Source organism: Oscillibacter sp. PEA192, from assembly GCF_003574015.1.
Classification (GTDB): domain Bacteria; phylum Bacillota; class Clostridia; order Oscillospirales; family Oscillospiraceae; genus Oscillibacter; species Oscillibacter welbionis.
On the sequence record NZ_AP018532.1, the window covers coordinates 523,603 to 545,438 of the forward strand.

Below are 21,836 nucleotides of genomic sequence, written 5' to 3' on the forward strand. Positions count from 1 at the left end.
CGGTCAGCCGCCGTGCCCACCACTGGGGCGGCGGCCGTTCCGCTGAAATCTGGACGGACGCCTTGTCCGGGAACAAAGGAGAACCTTATGGAACATGAAATCGCGGGGCAGGCTGTGAAGGCCGCCATGGACGGCGCGCTGGTCGGCACCGCCGACAGGAAAAAGGAGCCCATGACCGGGAAAAAAGCCCTGAAGGCCATGGAGCGGGTGATGAATGCCCTCTTCTTTATCTGCGGCATGGTGGCTGTGGCGTTCGTGCTCCTCATCAGCATCTACCTTATCATCTCGGGCCTGCCGGCCATTCTGGAGATCGGGCCCATCAACTTCCTGTTCGGGACCCGCTGGTATGCCTCTACCGGAGACTTCGGCATCTTCGCCATCATCCTCACCTCCTTCGCGGGCACGGCGGGGGCCATTCTCGTGGGGGTGCCCATCGGCCTGATGACGGCCATTTTCCTGTCCAAGGTGGCGCCGCCTAAGTTTGCCGCCGTAGTTCATGCGGCAGTGGAACTGCTGGCCGGCATCCCCTCCGTGGTGTACGGCCTGGTGGGTATGATCCTGCTGGTGCCCGCCATCCGGGTGGCCTTTGACCTGCCCTCCGGCGCCACGCTCCTGGCGGCTATCATCGTGCTGGCGGTGATGATTCTGCCCTCTATCGTCTCCGTGTCGGAGACGGCGCTGCGCGCCGTGCCCCGGGAGTATGAGGAGGCGTCTCTGGCCCTGGGGGCCACCCATATCGAGACCGTGTTCCGCGTCAGCGTGCCCGCTGCCCGCAGCGGCATCGCCACCGCCATTGTGCTGGGCATCGGCCGGGCCATCGGTGAGGCCATGGCCATCATTATGGTGGCGGGCAATGTGGCCAATATGCCGGGCCTGCTGACGCCGGTGCGGTTTTTGACCACCGCCATTGCCTCGGAGATGTCCTACGCCTCCGTGGGCTCCCTCCACCGCAATGCCCTGTTCTCCATCGGCCTGGTGCTGTTCCTCTTCATCATGCTGATCAATGTGTTCCTCAACGTCTTTATCAAGCGGAAAAAGGAGGACTGACCGAACATGGAATCTCATACCCTGTCCCCCCGGCGCCAGCTGTACGACAAGGGCCTGCGGGTGGTGCTGTACTTCTGCGGCTTCCTCACCTGCGCGCTGCTGGTTCTGATCATCGGCTATATCTTCTACCGGGGCGTCCCATTCATCAGCTGGGAGCTGCTGTCTACCCAGTCCAGCTATATCAACGACACCATCGGTATCCTGCCCAATATCCTCAACACGCTCTATATCATCCTGCTGTCCATGGTGATCGTGCTGCCCCTGGGCGTGGGCGCCGCCATCTATCTGACGGAGTACGCCACCAACCGGCGTCTGGTGGCTGTCATCGAGTTCGCCACCGAGACCCTCACCGGCATCCCCTCCATCATCTTCGGCCTGGTGGGTATGCTGTTCTTCATCCAGATGATGGGATTGAAGACCGGTGTGCTGGCCGGCGGCCTGACCCTGGTGGTGATGATCCTGCCCACCATCGTCCGCACCACCCAGGAGAGCCTGAAGACCGTGCCGGACTCCTACCGGGAGGGCGCCCTGGCCATGGGCGCCGGTAAATGGCACATGGTCCGCACTGTGGTGCTGCCCAACGCGGTGGACGGCATCGTCACCGGCTGCATCCTGGCGGTGGGCCGCATTGTGGGCGAGAGCGCGGCGCTGCTGTACACCGCCGGCTTCGGCCTGGTGCTCAATAACTTTGTGACTGCGCTGGAATCCTCCTCCGCCACATTGACCGTGGCCCTGTATGTGTATGCCAGTGAGCGGGGCGAGACAGACATCGCCTTCGCCATCGCCACCATTTTGATGCTGCTGACGCTGGTCATCAACCTGTCCGCCAATCTGGTGGGCCGGAAGCTGAAGAAAAACTGACGAGGAGGATACGAAATGTCCACCATCATTCAAGTAAAGGACCTGAATCTGTGGTACGGGGCGCACCATGCCCTCCACGGTGTGAATATCGACATTCCGGAGCATGAGATCACCGCCCTGATCGGCCCCTCCGGCTGCGGAAAGTCCACCTTTCTGAAGACCCTGAACCGGATGAATGACCTGGTACCGGGCATCCGCATTGAGGGGGAGGTCAACTACGCCGGGCAGAACATCTACGCCCCCAATGTGGACACCACCTGGCTGCGCAAGCAGATCGGCATGGTGTTCCAGAAGGCCAATCCCTTCCCTATGAGCATCTATGACAACGTGGCCTACGGCCCCCGGACCCACGGCATCCGCTCCCGGGCCAAGCTGGACGAGATCGTGGAGAACTCTCTCCGCTCCGCCGCCATCTGGGACGAGGTGAAGGACCGGCTGAAGAAGAGTGCCCTGGGCCTCTCCGGCGGCCAGCAGCAGCGGCTGTGCATTGCCCGTGCCTTGGCAGTGGAGCCGGAGATCCTGCTGATGGATGAGTCCACCAGCGCCCTGGACCCCATCTCCACCTCCAAGATCGAAGACCTTGCAGTGGAACTGAAAAGCAAGTATACTGTCATCATGGTGACCCACAATATGCAGCAGGCCGCCCGTGTCTCCGACAACACGGCGTTTTTCCTGCTGGGGGATCTGGTGGAGTTCGGCAGGACGGAGACACTGTTCTCCACCCCCACGGACAAGCGCACAGAAGACTACATCACCGGCCGGTTCGGCTAAGGAGGGACGTAAGGTGAGAAACAGATTTGGCGAGCAGCTGGAGCGGCTGCACGTGGAAATGATCCAGATGGGCGCCCTGTGTGAGGATGCCATCTCTGCCGCGGCCCAGGCCCTGATGAAGGGTGACGAGGACCTGGCACGCGCCGCCGGGGAGGCGGAGCGGGAGATCGACCAGAAGGAGCGGGAGGTGGAGAACCTCTGCCTGAAGCTGCTGCTGCAGCAGCAGCCCGTGGCACGGGACCTGCGGGAGATCTCCTCTGCGCTGAAGATGATTTCCGATCTGGAACGGATCGGGGACCAGGCGGCGGACATCGCGGAGCTGACCCGGTTCGTGCGTCTGCCGGACGGCCCCGGCCGCCAGCGGATCGAGGAGATGTCCAAGGCCGTCATCCGGATGGTGACAGACAGTGTGGACTCCTTTGTAAAGCGGGATCTGGAGCTGGCCCGGGAGGTCTGCCGGGAAGACGACCAGGTGGACGACCTGTTCAACCAGGTGAAAAAGGAGCTGATCGGGCTGATCGCCGCAGACGCCGACTCCGGCGAGCTGTGGCTGGATCTCATCATGGTGGCCAAGTATCTGGAGCGGATCGGCGATCACGCCACCAACGTGGCGGAGTGGGTGGAGTACTCCATTACGGGGAATCACCCCTCCAACAACTGAGCGGCCTGCGCACAGGCGCGGCGCCGATATTGAAAAGGGGGAGGGGCCATGCTTACCTATGAGGATGTGAAAAACAATTCTGCGGTCCGGACCTATATCCAGAGGGCGGACGAGTCTCTGACCGCTCTGGGCTATACGGAGCACAGCTTTGCCCACGTGACGGCGGTGGCGGAAAACGCCGCCTATATCCTCTCCACCCTGGGGTATCCGGAGCGGACGGTGGAGCTGGCAAAGATCGCCGGGTTTCTTCACGACATCGGCAACCTGGTGAACCGGGTGGATCACTCCCAGTCCGGTGCGGTCATGGCCTTCCGCATTCTGGACAACATGGATTGTCCTCCGGAGGAGATCGCCACCATCGTCACCGCCATCGGCAACCACGACGAGGGCACCGGCATGCCGGTGAACGCCGTGGCGGCGGCACTGATCCTGGCGGACAAGTCCGACGTCCGCCGCAGCCGGGTCCGGAATCCGGATATGGCCAGCTTCGACATCCATGACCGGGTGAACTACTCGGTGAAGAAGTCCGTCCTGAAGATCAACGAGGAGCACACGCTCATCAAGCTGAAGCTGTCCGTGGACACGAAGTACGGCTCTGTCATGGACTATTTTGAGATCTTCATGGGCCGGATGCTCCTCTGTCGAAAGGCAGCGGAGAAGCTGGGCCTGCAGTTCAAGCTGATGATTAACGAGCAGCAGCTGATCTGACCGGCCGCCGGAGGGAGACACCCTCCGTCCCTCCAGCGGGGCGGAGAGATTGAATGGGGAGGGATATCTGTGATCTATCTGCTGGAGGATGACGACAGTATCCGGGATTTTGTGATCTATACATTGAACAGCCAGGGTATGGAGGCCAGGGGCTTTCCGCTGCCCTCCCTGTTCTGGCAGGCCGTGGGAGAGCAGATGCCTGCCCTGGTGCTGCTGGATATCATGCTGCCGGAGGAGGATGGACTCAGCGTCCTGAAAAAGCTCCGGGCCACGCCCCGCACGGCCAAGCTGCCGGTCATCATGCTGACGGCCAAGGGCACGGAGTACGACAAGGTGGTGGGTCTGGACGGCGGCGCCGATGACTATGTGGCCAAGCCCTTCGGCATGATGGAGCTGCTCTCCCGCATCCGGGCGCTGCTGCGGCGGACGGAGACGGAGAACGGCACCCTCCGCTGCGGCATTCTGGAGGTGGATCCGGGGCAGCACATCGTCCGGGTCCGGGGACAGGAGACCATCCTGACCCAGAAGGAGTTTGAAGTGCTGTGCCTGCTGCTGCGCAACCCCGGCCAGGTGCTTTCCCGGGAGCAGCTGATCGAGAACGTCTGGGGCTACGCCTTTACCGGCGAGAGCCGGACCGTGGACGTCCACGTGCGGACCCTCCGCCAGAAGCTGGGAGAGGCGGGCGCTTACATCGAGACGGTCCGGGGCTATGGCTACAAGATCAGCCCTGTGAACTGACAGGAGGGCTGGAGAGACATGACGAAACGGATCTTTCGCTCCATCCTGGGCGTGTCCCTGGCAGTGCTGCTGGCCAGCCTGGTGCTGATCGTGGGCGTGCTCCACGGTTATTTCCAGGATCGGGTCTCCGGTGAGCTGGAGAGTCTGGCAGAGTACATCGCCCATGGGGTAGAGGAGAATGGCACGGACTATCTCACAGAGGATCTGCCCGGCAGCTACCGGATTACCTGGGTGGATGCGGACGGCACCGTGCTCTTCGACAACCGGCAGGACCCGGAGGAGATGGGGAACCACGCCCAGCGGGAGGAGATCCGGGAGGCGCTGATCCTGGGGAAGGGACATGCGGTCCGCTATTCGGACACGCTTTCCCAGCAGACGCTGTATGCGGCCCAGCGGCTTGCTGACGGAACGGTGCTGCGGGTGTCCAGCGCCCAGTATTCCGTCTGGGTCCTGGTACTGCAGGCGCTGCAGCCGGTGGCGCTGATGATGCTGCTGGCCTTCATCCTGGCCATGGCGCTGGCTTCCCGGGTGGCGCGGCAGCTGGTGGAGCCCATCAACGCCATCGACCTCAATGACCCCGCCGGCAGCGAGACCTATGAGGAGCTGACGCCCCTGCTGTCCAAGCTCCGCAGCCAGCAGAGGCAGATCCAGCGGCAGATGCGGGATTTAAAGCGCCGGCAGGAGGAGTTCACCGCCATCACGGAGAACATGAGCGAGGGCTTCCTGGTGATCGACCAGGAGACGCGGGTGCTGACTTACAATTCCGCCGTGCTGCGGCTGCTCTACGCGCAGGTCCCCACAGAGGAGGGAGAGAGCGTCTACGCCCTGAACCGGGAGGCGGGCTTCCGCCGCTGCGTGGAGGAGGCTCTGGCCGGTCGGCGGTGTGAGCAGCTGCTGGAAAAGGACGATGATTGCCGCCAGATCATCGCCAGTCCTGTGGAACAGGACGGCCAGATCGCGGGTGCGGTGCTGGTGATCCTGGATGTGACGGAGAAGGAGCAGCGGGAGCGGCTGCGGCGGGAGTTCACCGCCAACGTCTCCCACGAGCTGAAGACGCCCTTGACCTCCATCCTGGGTACGGCGGAGATCCTGCAGAACGGTTTGGTGAAGCCGGAGGACGTCCCCCACTTCGCCGGGAACATCCACCGGGAGACGGAGCGGCTCATCGGGCTGGTGAACGACATCATCAAGCTGTCCCGCCTGGACGAGGGCGGCGGCCTGGGCCAGTGGGAGACCGTGGATCTGTACGAGGAGGCGCGAGCCGTCCTGGAGCAGCTGGCTCCGGCGGCCCAGCGGAAACAGGTGACCACCCGGCTCCAGGGCGGCGAGGCTCTGGTGCGGGGCGTACCCCAGATCGTGGAGGAGATCGTCTACAACCTCTGCGACAACGCCATCGCCTACAACCGGGCGAACGGCAGCGTCACCGTCACGGTGGAAAATACCGCCTTCGGCCCCCGGATCACGGTGGCGGACACCGGCATCGGCATTCCCCGGGAGGCCCAGGGCCGGGTATTCGAGCGGTTTTACCGGGTGGACAAGAGCCATTCCTCCGGCGGCACGGGACTGGGGCTCTCCATCGTCAAGCACGGGGCGGCCTATCTGGGTGCCCAGGTGGAGCTCCACAGCGAACCGGGCCACGGCAGCACCTTTACGCTTACCTTTCCGAAGGCGGGAGCATGAGGGGGGGCTTGCAATCCCGGCGGAAGTGTGCTAGGATAACCGGAGATTGATGAATGATTGGAGGGGTGTGAAGATGCGGATCTGACCTTCGTGTTTTGGCATAGAGGGTTGCTGCGGCGAAGACGCAGCGTCTTTTTCCATGCCATTGCAGGGAAGGCAGACCGCTGATCTCACCCAGGTATCGCACAGCCCCGGATGCGGGGTGAATGCCGTATGCCCGGCCGCGGGAGAGGTCTGCTCTCCCGCGGCCGTTTTTTGCTGCGCAAAAGCACGGCGAATCGGAAATGACGGATGAGACGCTCATGTGCGCGGCATTTGCCGAAGTCTGCGGTGCGCCAGACCGCACATGAGGGTCTGCGCAAAGGAGGAATGCGATATGTCCATGATCGACGTCTCGAATCTGACATTTGGATACGAGGGCAGTCCGGAGCTCATCTTTGACCATGTGGGCTTTCAGATCGATAGCGGCTGGAAATTGGGCTTTACCGGGCGGAACGGCCGGGGAAAGACCACCTTCCTGCGGCTGCTCCAGGGGGAGTACCCGTACAGCGGCACCATCTCCGCCTCTGTGGAATTTGAGTACTTCCCCTACGAGGTGGCGAACCTGTCCCGGACGGGCCTGGAGGTGGTGCGGGAGATCGCGCCGGAGGCGGAGGACTGGGAGATCCAGCGGGAGCTGGGGCTTCTGGACCTGGCAGAGAGATCACTGGAGCTGCCCTTTTCCAGCCTCTCCAACGGGGAGCGGACCAAGGTGCTGCTGGCGGCCATGTTTTTGAAGGAGAATGCCTTCTTGCTGATCGACGAGCCCACCAACCATCTGGACCTGGAGGGACGGCGGAAGCTGGGGAGCTATCTGGCCCGGAAGCGGGGATTTCTGCTGGTATCCCATGACCGGGCGTTCCTGGACCAGTGTGTGGACCATATTCTGGCCATCAACCGGACCAATATTGAGATCCAGCGGGGGAATTTCTCCTCCTGGTGGGAGAACCGCCGGAGGCAGGACGCCTTTGAACTGGCCCGGCAGGAGAAGCTGCAGAAGGACATCGGGCGGCTGACGGAGTCCGCCCGCCGTGCCTCCGGCTGGTCGGACCGGACGGAGAAGAGCAAGTTCGGTGTGGACAAGACCGGGGCCAAGGCAGCGGACCGGGGCTTTGTGGGCCACAAGGCGGCCAAGCTGATGCAGCGGTCCAAATCCATCCAGCGCCGCCGGGAGGAGGCAGTGGAGGAGAAGAAGCAGCTGCTGCAGAACCTGGAGCGGCAGGAGGCGCTGGCGGTTACGCCCCTGCCCTGCCGGACGGGTGCGCGGCTGGCGGAGTTCCGGGACGTAGCCGTGTGCTACAACGGTCGCAGGGTCTGCCGGGAGATCACCTTCGAGGTGCTGGCGGGGGAGCGGATCGCCCTCCAGGGCGCAAACGGCTGCGGCAAGTCCAGCCTGCTGAAGCTGCTGCTGGGGGAAGAGATCCCCCACAGCGGCACGGTGGAGACCATGCGCGGCCTGGTGGTGTCCTATGTCAGCCAGAATACGGACCACCTGCGGGGCAGCCTGACGGAGTTTGTCCGGACCCAGGGTCTGGACGGCAGCCGGTTCCGGACCATCCTGCGGAAGCTGGATGTTCCACGGGAGCAGTTTGAGAAGGACCTGGCAGATTACAGCAGCGGCCAGAAGAAAAAGGTGCTGCTGGCCGCAAGCCTCTGCACACAGGCACACCTGTACGTGTGGGATGAGCCGCTGAACTTTATCGACGTCATCTCCCGGATGCAGGTGGAGGATCTGCTGCTGGCCTGTCGGCCGACCCTGCTGTTCGTGGAGCACGACGCCCGCTTCTGCGACGAGATCGCCACCCGGCGCATCCGGATCCAGAGGGAATGACTCGAAACAAGAAGACGCCCTCCGCAGTTGTGCGGAGGGCGTCCGTTTTCCTTTGTGATTACCAGAGGTCGGGCCAGAATACCTGGCCGTCCTCCGACCGGAAGGGCTCGGGCACCGTGTCCTCTTCCAGCATCCGGGCCCGGATGGCGGCGGAGAGGTCCTCCACTGTGCCGGGGCCGTAGTCGGCAAAGGACGCCGAGTCCATCAAAATGGCGCCCGCCCGGGCCATGTCCTCCAGATTCACCCGCTGGATCTCCTCGGTATGGGAGGAGCAGCAGTCCGTCAGCACCACGGTGTTGTACTCCAGAGCGATGGCGTCATAGCAGGTGGTGCGGATGCAGTTGGGGGTGGTGGTGCCGGTGAGGATCACCGTCCGCACGTCCAGCCGCCGGAGGATCAGGTCCAGCTCCGTCTGGAAAAAGGCGCTCCACCTGGGCTTGATGATGGTGTAGTCCCCGGGCTGGGGGCGCAGGCCCTCCGGTGCCTGGGCGCTGTTGGGACCGGTGGAGGCGGGGCGGCAGGCCCGGCCGCCAGCGACCCAGCCGGGGTAACGGGTCAGCTCCACATCGCTGCCGTCAGCGCGGTAGAGCCGCTTGACAAAGAATACCGGAATGCCCTTGGCCCGGGCCAGCTCCACGGCCCGGACGCAGTTGGGGACCATGGACTGGGCGAAGCGGATCCAGTGTCCGCCCTCCGGATGAACAAAGCCGTTTTCCATATCGATGACCAGCAGGGCGGAGCGGGTGGGATTGGGTTTCATCAGCAGAACCTCCTGTCAGAGTTTTTGAAAAATATGGATGCGAAAGGAGATACGGGTGGTGAGAGACTCCAGGTCCGCCAGACGCTTTGCACCTGTCTTGGGGGTCTTCCAGTAATAGGGCGTCATCTGGAACAGGGCGCGGATGTCTGCCTGGCAGGGGAGGGTGATGGTGCCCTCCACCGGCACGATGGACTGATAGGCGAACCCCTCATAGGGGGTCTCCTTTTCCTCATTGGGATAGGGACGGTCGTAGAGGACCTGCTTCAGCTCCCAGAGGTGGTCCGGTCCGGGCACCACGTAGAGGAAGTGCCCGCCCGGCCTCAGCACTCGCCGGAATTCCTCCAGCGCCAGGGGGGAGAAGCAGTCCAGCAGAATGTCCGCCGCGCCGTCCGCCGCCGGCAGGTGGAAGGAGGAGGCCACAGCCCACGCAATGCCTTTCTCCCGCTTGGCGGCGGATCGGAGAATGGGCTTGGAAATGTCGGTTCCCGCCATCCGGGGGGATTTTCCCGCGGCGGCCAGGGTCCGGAAGATGCCGGAGGTGTAGAATCCCTCGCCGCAGCCCACGTCCCAGATCACCGGCGATTCGCCGGAAAGAGACAAAATCTGACAACAGAGCGTATTGAGAAGCAGGTCATAATACCCCTTGGAGAGGAAATCCCGCCGTGCGGCGGCCATATCCCGGTCATCCCCCGGCGCGGCGGAGTGCTTTTGATTGGGGGGCAGCAGATAGGTGTAGCCCTCCCGGGCGATGTCATAACTGTGTCCGGCCGGGCAGCGATAGGCCCGGTCTCCGCGGTCCAGCGGCGCCCCGCAGACGGGGCAGCGGAAAAGACTTTCCATCACGTGTCCTCGCCCGTCACATCGTTGATCCACTTCCGGCTCCGCAGCCGCAGGATACCCCAGGGGCACTTGCACACATTTTCCGACTGGATGCATAGGCACACCACCGCTACCGGGGCGTTGAACACCAGGGCAGTCAGGAAGGTCAGAGGTACAGCGATGACCCACTGGCAGCTCAGGTCGATGATGGAGGCCATGCGGGAGTCGCCGCCCGCCCGAAGCAGGCCGGTGATGTTGGTGATGTCAAAGGCCTTCAGCGGCAGCATGAAGAGATATACGACGCACATGGTGACGGCGATCTCCAGCGCCAGCCCCTCCAAATGGAACAGAGGATAGAGATAGGGGATGAACACCGTAGGCAGGAGGACCGCCAGGCACACCGACACCACGAGACCCACTCCGAAGGAGACCGTCAGCAGGCAGCAGCCCAGAGAGTAGACCTCCTCCCGGCCGGCGCCCTCACCGATCCGCTTGCCCACAATCACGGCGGTGGCGCCTGCGATGCCGAAGCAGGCCACAGTGGAGAACTTGTCGATGTTGCCCATGATGGCGTGGGCCGCCAGCATATCCGTGCTGATGGCCATGTGGCCCATGACGGCGGTCATAACGCTGACGCCCAGACCCCACAGCACCTCGTTCACCAGAACGGGGGTGGCGTATTTCAGGAAGCTCCGCGCCATGGCCCCGCCGGGCCGCAGCAGCAGGCGGAGCATCAGGGGCACTCGGCGGTAGCGGGGGGCATAGACCGCGACGATCACGAACTCCAGCACCCGGGAGGTCAGGGTGGCAATGGCAGCACCGGTGATCCCCAGCGCAGGCGCGCCGAACTTGCCGAAAATAAGAATGTAGTTCAAGCCCGTGTTGGTCAGCATGGAGATGCCGAAGACGATCATGCCCATGGCGGGATTCTCCGTGCTGCGCTGCATGCCGATGTAGACGGAGCTGATGGTGTTGAAGATATAGCTGAGGCCAACAATCCGGAGATAGGGGGCGCCCAACTCAATGAGCAGGTCGTTGTTGGTCACCAGAGCCATCACATGGAGGGGGAAGAAGAACAGCACAGCGGCCACGGAAACCGCAATGATGAGCCCGGCGTAAAGGCTGACGCCCATACAGCGGTTGATGCTGTCGGTGTCCCCCTTGCCCCAGTACTGGCTGGCCAGGACGGAGAGTCCGCTGAGCAGGCCCAGGATGATGATCTGGAGCAGGTAGATGGGCGTGTTGGCGGCAGTGACAGCGGACAGCTCATTCTGCCCCAGCATACCCACCATGAAGGTGTCCACAAATCCCAGGGAAGTGGTGATGAGATTCTGCAGGATCAGCGGCAGAGCCAGCAAGAACAGCCGCTTGTAGAAGCCGGGCTCCCGATGAAGATGACGAAACATAAAAGACGAAACCTCTTGAAACTGAAAAGTAAAATTGCCTTACAGCATGGGCATCCGCGTGTCGTGGTGGCGCCGCAGGGCGTCCGCACAGGCGTCGATGTCGCCCTTGTCAGTCTCCGGGCCGAAGCTCAGGCGGATCACCCCGCCGGAGACCTTCTTGGATAGCTTCAAGGCCGCGATCACGTGACTGGGCTTGCCCTGATGGCAGGCGGAGCCGGCGGAGATGCAGACGCCCTGGCTGCCCAGGTCATTGACAATATTTTGGCTGGGCCAGCCCACGAGAGAGATGGAGAGGATATGGGGCGCGCCGCCGGGAGCGGAGAGGATTTTCAAGTCGGGGATGGCAGACAGCCGCTCTGCGGCATAGTCCCGGATTTTCGCCATGCAGAGGAGTTTCTCCTCCAAATTTTCCCGCCGCAGCTCCACAGCCCTGGCAAAGCCCGCGATCTGGGCCGTGGCTTCGGTGCCGGCCCGGAGGCCGCCCTCCTGCCCGCCGCCGGCCAGCAGCGGCTTTGGATTCCGGACCCGGGGACCGATGTACAGAGCGCCGATGCCCTTGGGCCCGCCGATCTTGTGGGCGGAGATGGTGAGGAAGTCCGCCCCCAGCGTTTTTGCGGAGCATGGGACCTTCAAAAAGCCTTGGACCGCGTCGGTGTGCAGCAACGTCTGTGGGTTCTTCACCGCCAGGCCCCGGGCGATCTCAGCGATGGGATAGATGTTTCCCAGCTCGTTGTTCACCAGCATGCAGGACACCAGCGCCGTGTCCTGCCGGACGGCGGCGAGGACCTGCTCCGCAGAGAGGGAGCCGTCCTGAGCCGGGACAAGATACGTCACCTCGTATCCCTGCCGCTCCATCCAGCGGCAGGCTTCCAGCACGGCGCTGTGCTCCACTGCGGTGGTAACGATGTGGCGGCCCAGGTGGCGGTTCTGCCAGCAGGCGGCGGTGACAGCCCAGTTGTCCGCCTCCGTGCCGCAGGAGGTGAAGAACAGCTGCTTGGCCCCACAGCCCAGTGCGTCCGCCACGGTCTTCCGCCAGACTTCCACCCGGCGCTTCATCTCCAGCCCCATGGGGTACTGGGAGCTGGGGTTGCCGAACTGTTCGGTGAGCACCTCATACATGGCATCCGCCACCGCCCGGGGAACGGGCGTAGTGGCGGCGTGGTCCAGATAAATCATGAAAAACGATCTCCTTGCAGTTGGGCCTTGCCCAACAGTAAAAATTACAGTATAATCGAAACGCATCAAGTTATTATATAAAGGTTTTGCGGAAAGTGCAAGGAGATTCCATGAAAGTTGCCATCTATACCTTGGGCTGCAAGGTGAACCAATATGAGACTCAGGCCATGGAGCAGGAGCTGCTGGCAAGGGGGCACACGCTCACGGAGTTTTCCGATGAGGCGGATGCCTATATTGTGAACACCTGCTCCGTCACGGCAGTCAGCGACCAGAAGTCCCGGCAGGTGATCCACGGCGTCCAGCGGAAGCACCCCGGCGCCGTGGTGGCGGTGTGCGGCTGCTATCCCCAGACCCACGCGGACGACGTGCGGAAGCTGGGGGTGGACCTGATCTCCGGCACCGGCGACCGGACGGGTTTTATCCGCCTTCTGGAAGAGGCCGCGGCGGAGAAGCGGCAGATCGAGGCCATCGACCAGCCTTTTGAGCGGCGGGTGTTCGAGGTCCTGCCCGCCGGCGGCCTGGGGGGCCGCACCCGGGCCATGCTGAAGGTGGAGGACGGGTGCGTCAACTTCTGTACCTACTGCATCATTCCATACGCCCGGGGACGGGTGCGGTCCCTGCCCGTCCCCACTGCCGTGGAGCAGACTCGGGCCCTGGCGGCAGAGGGCTACCGGGAGATCGTGGTGACGGGCATCGAGATCTCCTCCTGGGGCCAGGACCTGAAGAACGGAGAGACCCTGATCGACCTACTGGAGGCTGTCTGCACCGCCGCACCGGCTGTCCGCATCCGGCTGGGGAGCCTGGAGCCCCGGACCATCACAGAGGAGTTCTGCCGCCGGGCGGCCGCCCTGCCGAACCTCTGCCCCCAGTTCCACTTGTCTATGCAGTCCGGATGCGACGACACCCTGAAGCGAATGAACCGGAAATACGATACCACTCGATATGCGCAGTCCGTTGCACTTTTAAATCAATATTTTGACCACCCCGCTGTCACCACGGACCTCATCACCGGGTTTCCGGAGGAGACGGAGGAGGAATTTGCCCAGACGCTGGACTTCATCCGCCGGTGCGGCTTTGCCCAGATGCACATTTTCCCCTACTCCGTCCGGCCCGGCACCCCGGCGGCCAAGATGCGTCAGGTGCCGAAGGCCGTGAAGGAAGAGCGGGCCCGCCAGGCGGCGGCGGTGGCGGAGGCGCTCCACCGGAACTATCTCGCGGCCTGTGTGGGAGCGGTGTATCCCGTCCTCTTTGAACAGCCCAAGGACGGCAGGTATTTCGGCCACGCACCCAACTATATGGAGGTGCTGGCGGACGGGACGGACCTGCATAACCAGGTGCGGAATGTGAAAGTCACCGGCACTGACGGAGCATCCCTGCTGGGTGAGCTTTTGGAGGACTGACATGAAGAGCCATTTCTTTGCCTACATCTCCCGGATGCGGTTCATCCAGCGGTGGGCCCTGATGCGCAACACCGCGCCGGAGAACGTCCAGGAGCACAGTCATCAGGTGGCCGTCCTGGCCCACGCTCTGGCGGTGATCCGCAACGAGAAGTTCGGCGGCCGCCTGGACCCCGGCGCCGTGGCGGTGGCGGCGCTGTACCATGACGCCAGCGAGATCCTGACCGGCGACATGCCCACCCCCATCAAGTACGACAACCCGGCCATCCGAAACGCCTACAAGGACGTGGAGGCGGTGGCGGAGGGCAAGCTGCTCCACATGCTGCCGCCGGAGCTTCAGGGGGTGTACGGGCCCATCCTGACGCAGTCCGACCCGGAGGTGCGGCAGGTGGTGAAGGCGGCGGACAAGCTCTCCGCTTATATCAAGTGTGTAGAGGAGCTGAAAGCCGGCAACAACGAATTCCGGCAGGCCGCCGGCCAGACCCGGAAAGCCCTGGAGGGCTACGAACTGCCGGAAGTGACGTACTTTCTGGAGACCTTTATGGACAGCTTCTCCCTGACCCTGGACGAGCTGCAGTGAACAAAGAACCGCCCTGGCGCACAGCGCCAGGGCGGTTCTTTGTTCACTTGTTCAGCTTGGAGCAGATCAGCCCGCCCAGGCGGCGGACACCCTCCTCGATCAGGTCCTCCGGCGTGTTGCCGAAGCTCATGCGCATACAGTTCTTCCCCTGGCCGTCCCGGTCGGAGAAGAAGCCCTCTCCCGCCACAAAAGCCACGTTCACAGCCGGGTCTGTGGAAGACTCCTGCAGCAGGGCGGAGGTGTCGATGCCGCCGGGCAGCTCCACCCAGGTGAAGAGGCCGCCGTCCGGATTGCTGTGCTTGGTACCGGCGGGGAAATACCGGTCGATGCTCTGGAGCATCACGTCCCGGCGCCTGCGGTACAGGTCGCAGATCATCTGGTGGTGGGCCGGGTAACAGCCCCGCTTGAAGAACTCCGCGCAGAGGATCTGGGGCAGCATGGAGGTGTGGGAGTTGGTGGCGGACTTCACGTCCACCAGATGCTGGATGGTCTCCGTATCCGCCACCACATAGCCCAGGCGGGAGCCGGGGGAGAAAATCTTGGAGAAGCTGCCCGCCATCACCACATGGCCTGTGGTGTCGAAGTGCTTGATGGGAGGCAGGTCCTCTCCGCTGTACCGGATATCCCGATAGGGGTCGTCCTCCAGCACCAGCACGTCGTATTTGGCGGCCAGCTCCGCCACGGCCTTCCGCCGCTCCAGGCTGAGGGTGCGGCCGCTGGGGTTCTGGAAGGTGGGAATGACATAGATCATCTTGGGATGGCACTGCCGGATCTTCCGCTCCAGATCCTCCGGGATCAGGCCGTTGTCATCCATGGCCACACCCACGCACCTGGCCTCGAACATATCGAAGATCTCCACGGACTGGACGAAGGTGGGGGCCTCCACCAGGATCACGTCGCCGGGGTCGATGTACGCCTGGCAGGCCAGGTTGATGCCCTCCAGGCCGCCGGTGATGATTATGACGTTGTCCACGCCGCAGTCGATGCCCTTGGGAGCCAGCAGTTCCCGGACCACCACCTCCCGCAGGTCCCGGATCCCCTCAATGGGGCCGTACTGCAGGGCCTCCACGCCCCGGGTGTCCGTCCGCAGCACCTCGTCGGCCAGCTGGCGGATGGTGTCCACCGGCAGGGCCTCTCTGGCGGGGGAACCGCCGCTGAAGGAGATGATGTCCGGGTTGGTCATGGACCCGAACAGTCCTTTGACCACATTGGCCGTGAAGGCCATTTTTTCCATACGCTTGGCATAAGGCACCATTCTGCGCTGTCCTCCATTTCAAGGGCGCGCCCTTCCGGCGCGCCGCTGTGTGATTTGATCGTTTCAGTATACCACACCAGGCGGGAAAACTCAATTCCCCAAAAACAAGCCGTCCCGGGGCAATGCCCCGGGACGGGAGGATGGTCATTCCAGGGGAATTTGGATGTCTCCCACCTGCACGGCGGCGACCTGGCTCACGTCCAGCAGGTCCTGGAACTGGCTGGTGAAGTCTGCTGAGGAGAGATACTCGTCCTCTGTATTATGGCTGCCGCCTCCGGTAAATCCGAAGATCAGGTCCACGGCTGGCAGGATGCTGCCATCCCGCAGCAGCAGGGAGGTGTCCGACACCAGCTCCTCTGTATCCCGATAGGCGGTGCCGCCGGAGACCTCCACATAGATGGACAGGGGGGACAGGACGGCCCGGGCGGAGAAGCCGCCGTGCCGGTAGGATCCCGTCAGGGTCTGCGAGACTGCGGACGGCTGGAAGGTGAGGATAGCGGGGTGGTTTGTCACCGCTGTGTCCACACCGTTCACCCGTAGGACAGGCGGCGTCACCAGCAACGTCAGGGGCTGGGCGGTGAAGTCCAGGCTGTCCGCGTCTCCGGTGATATTACAGAGATAGGAGAGTGTATTGGTGGCTGGATCGTAGCCGGTCTCCCCCAGGCCGCTGGAGCCATTGACCCTGCCAATGCGGTTCAGCGTGCTTTCCGACTTCCCGTAGAAGATACGGGTGAGCGGATCTGTCCAGTCCAGTGTTGCCCAGGTATCCTGCTCGGCCGCTTTCAAATCCTCCCAGGCAATATCGTCTGTGGCGTAATAGGTGACCATTGGAAGTTTGATGTCGTCCTTTTGGGTGTTCTCCCGGCTGTTGTAAGCTATCTCCACGGTTTCCGGATCCACCGAGTCCGGCAGCTGGTAGTCCAGGATCAGGTAGATGCTCTTTTCATCCACCAGCGCCTCCCGGATGGTCAGTGTTACGTCATCACAGACGGAGGTCATGTTGACTGGCTGGAAGGCCTTTTCGGCCATGGGGGTCTCCGCCCCCTCCGGGCCAAACCGGTCTGAGAAGATGTCATCCCAGTCCACCAGCACTGCTGCCCCCACGGACAGCGTCAGTACAACAGCCAGCACCGCAGCCAGCAGCGCCTTTCGGAAAAATCCCCGGGGGCGGTAGACGGCGGTCCGGGCCTGAGGTTCCGGCTCCGCGGACAAAACAGCCTCCCGCAGCTGTTCCTCCAGCTCCGGCGGGGGCGCGCAGTGTTCCATTGACTCGTGATAGCGATTCATAAGCTCTCCTCCCATGTGTTCCGCAGGGCGTCCCGGCCCCGCTTCAGCCGCATTTTCACCGTGGGCACCGTCACCCCCAGGAGCCGCGCGATCTCCCGGAGGGTGTAGCCCTCGTAGTAGTGGAGGTGAAGGACTGTCCGCTGGGACTCCGGCAGGGCGGCCACGTGGTCCAACAGGCCCAGCTCCTCCGGCGTGACGGCGGCGGAGGCGGCCTCCAGCGGCAGCTCGGACCGGCTGGATCGCTTCCAGGCGTCCCGACACTGGTTCAGGGCCACCCGGAACAGCCATCGCCGCTCGTGGTCCGGCGAGGCAAAGACCGGCGCCCGGTACAGCCGCTTGCAGAACACCTCCTGCAAGATATCCTCCGCATCCGCCGGGTTCTTCATCTGGATCAGGCAGAAACGGTACAGGGACGGCCCATAGGTCCGGTATACCTGCTCAAAGAGCTGTTCCGCTTCGGTCACTGGCCTCACCTCCTTCTGCTGTGATTACGAGTGAGCGGGGCAAAAGGTCACAAAGAACTGCAAAAACTCCCCGGCTTCTGCCGGGGAGTTTCAGTTCAGGGCATCCGCCTGCTGTGTGAAGAGCTCCGTCACCCGCTCTGCCGTGGCGGGGCAGGAGGTGAGCGCCGGGTCCTGTGCCAGCAGCTGCTCCGCCGCCTGACGGGCCTCCTGCAGCAGCTGGGTGTCGCAGCCCAGATCCGCCACCTTCAGCCCCGGCAGGCCGTGCTGGCGCGCTCCGAAGAAGTCACCGGGGCCCCGGAGCCGCAGGTCCTCCTCCGCGATCTGGAAACCGTCAGTGGTCTTGGTCATGACCTTCAGCCTCTGCCTCGTCTCCTCGTTTCGGTTGTCGGAGATCAGGATGCAGTAGGACTGATGCTTCCCCCGCCCCACCCGGCCCCGCAGCTGGTGGAGCTGGGAGAGGCCGAACCGCTCCGCGTTCTCGATCACCATCACCGCGGCGTTGGGCACATCCACCCCCACCTCGATGACGGTGGTGGACACCAGAATGTCCGTCTCGTGGGCAGCGAAGGCGGCCATGACGGCGTCCTTCTCCTTGGGCTTCATCTTGCCGTGGACGAAGGCCACCTTGAGATCCGGAAACACCTCGGACTGGAGCTTTTTGGCGTATTCCGTCACCGCCTTGCGCTCGTCGGGGAGCTGGTCATTCTCCTCTACCATGGGACAGACGATGTAGGCCTGGCGGCCCTCGCCCACCAGCTTGCGGATGAAGCGGTACACCCGCTGGTGATAGCCCCCGGTGACGGCGAAGGTCTGCACCGGCTGGCGGCCGGGGGGCAGCTGGTCGATGATGGACACGTCCAGGTCTCCGTAAAGGATCAGGGCCAGGGTCCGGGGGATGGGGGTAGCGGACATGACCAGAATGTGGGGGTGGTCCCCCTTGGCGGCCAGTTCCGCCCGCTGGGCCACACCGAAGCGGTGCTGCTCATCCGTCACCACCAGGCCCAGGTCGCGGTAGGCCACGCTGCCGGTGATGAGGGCGTGGGTGCCGATGGCAAAGTCGATCTCCCCGCTCTCCAGTTGCTGAGTAATGGACCGTTTCGTCTTGGCGGTGGTGGAGCCGGTCAGCAGGGCGCACCGGATACCCAAATTTTCCAGCAGAGGGGCCAGGCCCTGGTAGTGCTGCTGGGCCAGGATCTCCGTAGGGGCCATCAGGGCCGCCTGGCGGCCATTCTTCACCATGAAGTACACGCAGGCGGCGGCCACCATGGTCTTGCCGGAACCCACGTCTCCCTGACAGAGCCGGTTCATGGGCGTGCCGGAGCGCATGTCCGCCAGTGCTTCCTCCACACAGCGGCGCTGGGCGTCCGTCAGGGTGAAGGGCAGGGCACGGTAGAAAAGCTCCATGTCCACGCCGCCACAAGGGGGCACGTGGACCACCTCCCGGCGGGAGCGGAGCCGCTCCAGCCCGATGGTGAAGAGGAACAGCTCCTCAAAGGCCAGCCGCCGCCGGGCCAGGTCCAGGGCCTCCGCGCTCTCCGGGAAGTGGATGTTCTCATAGGCGTACTCGATGCGGCAGAGCTGATGATGCTGCCGCACACGGTCCGGCAGCACGTCCGGCAGGATGTCCGCGCAGGCGTCCAGCCCCTGGCGGATGGACCGGGACAAAATCAGCTGGCTGACTCCGGCGGTAAGGGGATAGATGGGCACGATGCGGCCGGTGACCTCCCGCCGCCCCTCCGGCTCCACCACAGGATTGGCCATCTGATGCCGGAGGAGGGAGCCCTCCGCCCGGCCATAGAAGATATAGGTCTCTCCCTGGTGCAGGCTGTTTTTCAGCCACGCCTGGTTGAAAAAGGTCACATCCAGGGTGCCGGTGTCGTCCACCGCCCGGAGCTTCACCAGATCCAGCCCCTTGCGGATGTGGGAGATGGTGGGCGGGGACGCTACCATGGCGGCCACGCCGGCGGTCTCGCCGGGCACCAGGTCCGCAATGCGCCGCAGGGCAGAGCGGTCGTCGTAGGCCCGGGGGAAGTAAGAGATCAGGTCCCGCAGGGTGGCGATGCCCAGCTTGCCCAGGGCCTTGGCCCGCTGCTCCCCGATGCCCTTGATGTACCGCACATCTGTGTTCAGGTCCGCCATGGAATCACCTCCCGCCTTGCAAATCACTGGCCTCCATTATATAATGGCGCCAGAGAAAAAACAAGGAGATGGGTGCATGGGCGGATGGAAGAAGTGGGCGGGCTTCGTGATCTGGTGCGTGCTCCTGTTCGGCGGGATGATCGCGGCCGGAACGGACCTGTGGCCCCTGGGAGTGGCGGCAGTTGTCGCAGGCGCCGTGGGGCTGGTCCTGTGGAGCCGACGATATGCAACGGTGTTTGTGTGCCCCTCCTGCGGCGCAGAGTTATCGGGACAGGACTTCCGATCATCCAAGTGGAGCCTGGATGGGAGTAAAATCATGTATTGCCACATTTGTGGAGCGATGTTTCCCGTAGGGGAATGCCGCAGAAAAGAGCCATAAAAAAGAGCCCGGAATCCCGGGCACTTTTTTTGTAACAAAACTACTGCCCATGCGTCCTATGGCAGAGAGGAGGGGAGGCCGTGCCGGATTTTGAGGAGATCTATCAGACGTATTTCGCCGACGTGTACCGCTACATCCTGGCCCTCAGCCGGGACGCCCACACGGCGGAGGAGGTGACCCAGGAGACCTTCTTCCGGGCATTGGCCTCCATCGACCAGTTTCGGGGGGACTGCCAGCTGCGGGTGTGGCTGTGCCAGATCGCCCGGAACCAGTACCTCTCGCTGTGCCGGGAGCGAAAGCACCGGGGAGAGCTGGAGCAGGAGCCGGGGGACGACGGGCTGGAGTGCGGCTTTGCGGACCGGGACGCCGCCAAGCGGCTCCACCGGCTGCTCCATGACCTGCCGGAACCCTACAAGGAGGTGTTCTCCCTGCGGACCTTTGGGGAGCTGCCCTTTGCCCAGATCGGGGAGCTCTTCGGCAAGACGGAGTCCTGGGCCCGGGTCACCTACTTCCGGGCCCGCCAGAAATTGAAGGAGGGATTTGATGGACCAGCTGGACCATGATATCGTACAGGACCTGCTGCCCCTGTACCACGACGGCGTCTGCTCGGACAAGAGCCGGGCGGCGGTGGAAGAACACCTGCAAACCTGTGAGGCGTGCCGTGCCGCCCTAACGGCTATGGACGCGCCCCTGCCGGAGGTGGAAAAGGCCGCCGATGACGCGGCGGTAGCAGTGAAAAAAATATCCGGTGAGTGGAAGAGGGGCAAGCGCCGGGCCCATATCATTGGCGTGATTGTTGCCGTGGTGGTATGCGCGGCCGCCGCAGTGGGGATTTGGACCCTCACTACATGGACGTGCATCCCCATGGATGGCGGGGACTATACGCTGGATGTTTACCGGCTGAAGAGCGGAGGCGTGGGGGTCCACTGGGATTTTCGGGAGGGCCGGGAGACCTGGTATGCCCTGACATTCCGGGAGGAGGCGGACGGACTTCACTACTATCTGGAGCGGCCCATTCTCCGGGTGGAGTTGTTTGACTTTGACAGCAACTATAACCGGGGCGGGGACGCCATGTTTGAAAGCTGGTCGGATGATGCCATGGAGACCGAAGCGATCTACTTCGGCTTGGGTGAGGATGCCGTCTTGCTGTGGAAAGAGGGCGAGGAGGTGGACTTGCCCGCCGCCACCGCCGCCCAGGAGGAGATGTGGGCGATTGCGGAACTGCCACCGCAGGAGGTGCCGCAGGAATGAGAAAAGATGTCATTCCAGTGGAAGATGCACAGGGCGGGCCGCGCAGCCCGCGGCGTTTCCTCCGTCTTCTGGCCCTGCTCCTCGCCGCCTTCGCCCTGCTCTCCGCTGTGTGGTATTTCACAGCCTACCGGCCCTATGATGTTTACATGGAGGCCCTGCGGGCCCAGCCCGGGTGGCGGGAGGCTCCGGCCCTCCCGGGGTGCGGCACGGATGGGGAGGGTTACAACTGTAATGTGGCCCGGCCTGGATTTCTCCATTGGACGGGGAATCTGGGGATTGGCATGCCGAACCTGACGCTGGAAAACGGGGAGGAGGTGGGCTTCACAGATTCCCTCCTGATCTGGCCCCGGATGACCGGCGAGCCGGAACTGGGCGTCCTTCTCTTTGAGTATGACTTTCAGGAGGACGGCGTCACCTGTGCCGGCCACCAGCTCTACATTACGGCGGCGGGAGAGTACCGCCCCTATGGAGATGCGGCGGAGGACGCGGCCAATGCGCAGCTGCTGGCGGAGCACCAGGAGAACGTGGAGACGTTGCTGTCCCGGGCCCGGGAGATCTGGGGCCTGCCGTGACTCACAGGCCATGGA

General features: G+C 63.4%; 22 protein-coding genes. 14 read left to right on the plus strand and 8 right to left on the minus strand.

Going from position 1 to position 21,836, the window contains the following annotated elements:
* Positions 1 to 198: 198 nt before the first annotated feature.
* The 8 genes from pstC (at position 199) to abc-f (ending at position 8,336) form a co-directional block, all read left to right on the plus strand.
* On the plus strand, positions 199 to 1,047 hold the full coding sequence (pstC, locus tag DN611_RS02520; protein WP_394802909.1) for a phosphate ABC transporter permease subunit PstC: 849 nt from the start codon (positions 199 to 201) through the stop codon (positions 1,045 to 1,047).
* A gap of 6 nt (positions 1,048 to 1,053) precedes the next feature.
* Complete coding sequence (gene pstA, locus DN611_RS02525; RefSeq protein ID WP_021748869.1) at positions 1,054 to 1,908, plus strand: phosphate ABC transporter permease PstA; 855 nt, start codon at positions 1,054 to 1,056, stop codon at positions 1,906 to 1,908.
* Between the two features lie 15 nt (positions 1,909 to 1,923).
* The gene (pstB, locus tag DN611_RS02530) at positions 1,924 to 2,679 is read left to right on the plus strand and encodes a phosphate ABC transporter ATP-binding protein PstB (protein ID WP_021748870.1); all 756 of its coding nucleotides are present in this window, start codon (positions 1,924 to 1,926) and stop codon (positions 2,677 to 2,679) included.
* A gap of 13 nt (positions 2,680 to 2,692) precedes the next feature.
* Positions 2,693 to 3,340, plus strand: a complete 648-nt coding sequence (gene phoU, locus DN611_RS02535) for a phosphate signaling complex protein PhoU (protein WP_025544788.1) — start codon at positions 2,693 to 2,695, stop codon at positions 3,338 to 3,340.
* A 48-nt stretch (positions 3,341 to 3,388) separates the two neighbouring features.
* A complete protein-coding gene (locus DN611_RS02540; RefSeq protein ID WP_021748872.1) occupies positions 3,389 to 4,048 on the plus strand; it encodes an HD domain-containing protein in 660 nt (219 codons plus the stop codon).
* 69 nt (positions 4,049 to 4,117) lie between these two features.
* A complete protein-coding gene (locus tag DN611_RS02545) occupies positions 4,118 to 4,786 on the plus strand; it encodes a response regulator transcription factor (protein ID WP_021748873.1) in 669 nt (222 codons plus the stop codon).
* Between the two features lie 18 nt (positions 4,787 to 4,804).
* Positions 4,805 to 6,466 (plus strand): sensor histidine kinase, encoded by a 1,662-nt coding sequence (locus DN611_RS02550; protein ID WP_021748874.1) that lies wholly within the window; start codon positions 4,805 to 4,807, stop codon positions 6,464 to 6,466.
* 376 nt (positions 6,467 to 6,842) lie between these two features.
* Positions 6,843 to 8,336 (plus strand): ribosomal protection-like ABC-F family protein, encoded by a 1,494-nt coding sequence (gene abc-f, locus DN611_RS02555; protein ID WP_119310572.1) that lies wholly within the window; start codon positions 6,843 to 6,845, stop codon positions 8,334 to 8,336.
* 58 nt (positions 8,337 to 8,394) lie between these two features.
* Here the strand turns inward: abc-f and DN611_RS02560 are convergent, their stop codons facing one another.
* From DN611_RS02560 to DN611_RS02575, 4 genes are read right to left on the minus strand one after another with little or no spacing between them, the layout of a single operon-like run.
* Positions 8,395 to 9,096, minus strand: coding sequence for a cysteine hydrolase family protein (locus DN611_RS02560; RefSeq protein ID WP_021748877.1), 702 nt, complete (start codon positions 9,094 to 9,096; stop codon positions 8,395 to 8,397).
* 15 nt (positions 9,097 to 9,111) lie between these two features.
* Positions 9,112 to 9,936, minus strand: a complete 825-nt coding sequence (locus DN611_RS02565) for a putative RNA methyltransferase (protein WP_021748878.1) — start codon at positions 9,934 to 9,936, stop codon at positions 9,112 to 9,114.
* Positions 9,936 to 11,321 (minus strand): MATE family efflux transporter, encoded by a 1,386-nt coding sequence (locus DN611_RS02570; protein ID WP_021748879.1) that lies wholly within the window; start codon positions 11,319 to 11,321, stop codon positions 9,936 to 9,938. The genes DN611_RS02565 and DN611_RS02570 overlap by 1 nt, the downstream gene beginning before the upstream one ends.
* A gap of 39 nt (positions 11,322 to 11,360) precedes the next feature.
* On the minus strand, positions 11,361 to 12,497 hold the full coding sequence (locus tag DN611_RS02575; RefSeq protein ID WP_119310573.1) for a cysteine desulfurase family protein: 1,137 nt from the start codon (positions 12,495 to 12,497) through the stop codon (positions 11,361 to 11,363).
* A gap of 110 nt (positions 12,498 to 12,607) precedes the next feature.
* Between DN611_RS02575 and mtaB the strand changes: the two genes are divergently transcribed.
* Positions 12,608 to 13,897, plus strand: coding sequence for a tRNA (N(6)-L-threonylcarbamoyladenosine(37)-C(2))-methylthiotransferase MtaB (gene mtaB, locus DN611_RS02580; RefSeq protein ID WP_119310574.1), 1,290 nt, complete (start codon positions 12,608 to 12,610; stop codon positions 13,895 to 13,897).
* 1 nt (position 13,898) lies between these two features.
* A complete protein-coding gene (gene yfbR / locus DN611_RS02585) occupies positions 13,899 to 14,474 on the plus strand; it encodes a 5'-deoxynucleotidase (RefSeq protein ID WP_021748882.1) in 576 nt (191 codons plus the stop codon).
* Positions 14,475 to 14,517: 43 nt separating this feature from the next.
* Here yfbR and DN611_RS02590 read toward each other — a convergent pair whose 3' ends face one another.
* The 4 genes from DN611_RS02590 to recG form a co-directional block, all read right to left on the minus strand.
* Entirely contained in the window at positions 14,518 to 15,729 is a 1,212-nt protein-coding gene (locus DN611_RS02590; RefSeq protein ID WP_119310575.1) for an aminotransferase-like domain-containing protein, read from the minus strand.
* A 144-nt stretch (positions 15,730 to 15,873) separates the two neighbouring features.
* Positions 15,874 to 17,016 carry a hypothetical protein gene (locus DN611_RS02595; RefSeq protein WP_145985046.1) on the minus strand — a complete coding sequence of 381 codons (1,143 nt, stop codon included), beginning with the start codon at positions 17,014 to 17,016 and terminating at the stop codon, positions 15,874 to 15,876.
* A complete protein-coding gene (locus tag DN611_RS02600) occupies positions 17,013 to 17,480 on the minus strand; it encodes an RNA polymerase sigma factor (RefSeq protein WP_158629792.1) in 468 nt (155 codons plus the stop codon). The genes DN611_RS02595 and DN611_RS02600 overlap by 4 nt, the downstream gene beginning before the upstream one ends.
* A 90-nt stretch (positions 17,481 to 17,570) precedes the next feature.
* Positions 17,571 to 19,619, minus strand: a complete 2,049-nt coding sequence (gene recG / locus DN611_RS02605) for an ATP-dependent DNA helicase RecG (protein WP_021748886.1) — start codon at positions 19,617 to 19,619, stop codon at positions 17,571 to 17,573.
* Between the two features lie 76 nt (positions 19,620 to 19,695).
* Here recG and DN611_RS02610 point away from each other — a divergent pair, with 76 nt between their 5' ends.
* From DN611_RS02610 to DN611_RS02625, 4 genes are all read left to right on the plus strand, one after another.
* A complete protein-coding gene (locus DN611_RS02610; protein ID WP_119310578.1) occupies positions 19,696 to 19,998 on the plus strand; it encodes a hypothetical protein in 303 nt (100 codons plus the stop codon).
* 80 nt (positions 19,999 to 20,078) lie between these two features.
* Positions 20,079 to 20,561, plus strand: coding sequence for an RNA polymerase sigma factor (locus DN611_RS02615; RefSeq protein ID WP_119310579.1), 483 nt, complete (start codon positions 20,079 to 20,081; stop codon positions 20,559 to 20,561).
* A complete protein-coding gene (locus DN611_RS02620; protein WP_021748889.1) occupies positions 20,542 to 21,249 on the plus strand; it encodes a zf-HC2 domain-containing protein in 708 nt (235 codons plus the stop codon). Before DN611_RS02615 ends, DN611_RS02620 begins: the two co-directional genes overlap by 20 nt.
* Positions 21,246 to 21,821 carry a hypothetical protein gene (locus tag DN611_RS02625; protein ID WP_021748890.1) on the plus strand — a complete coding sequence of 192 codons (576 nt, stop codon included), beginning with the start codon at positions 21,246 to 21,248 and terminating at the stop codon, positions 21,819 to 21,821. Before DN611_RS02620 ends, DN611_RS02625 begins: the two co-directional genes overlap by 4 nt.
* Positions 21,822 to 21,836 lie beyond the last annotated feature (15 nt).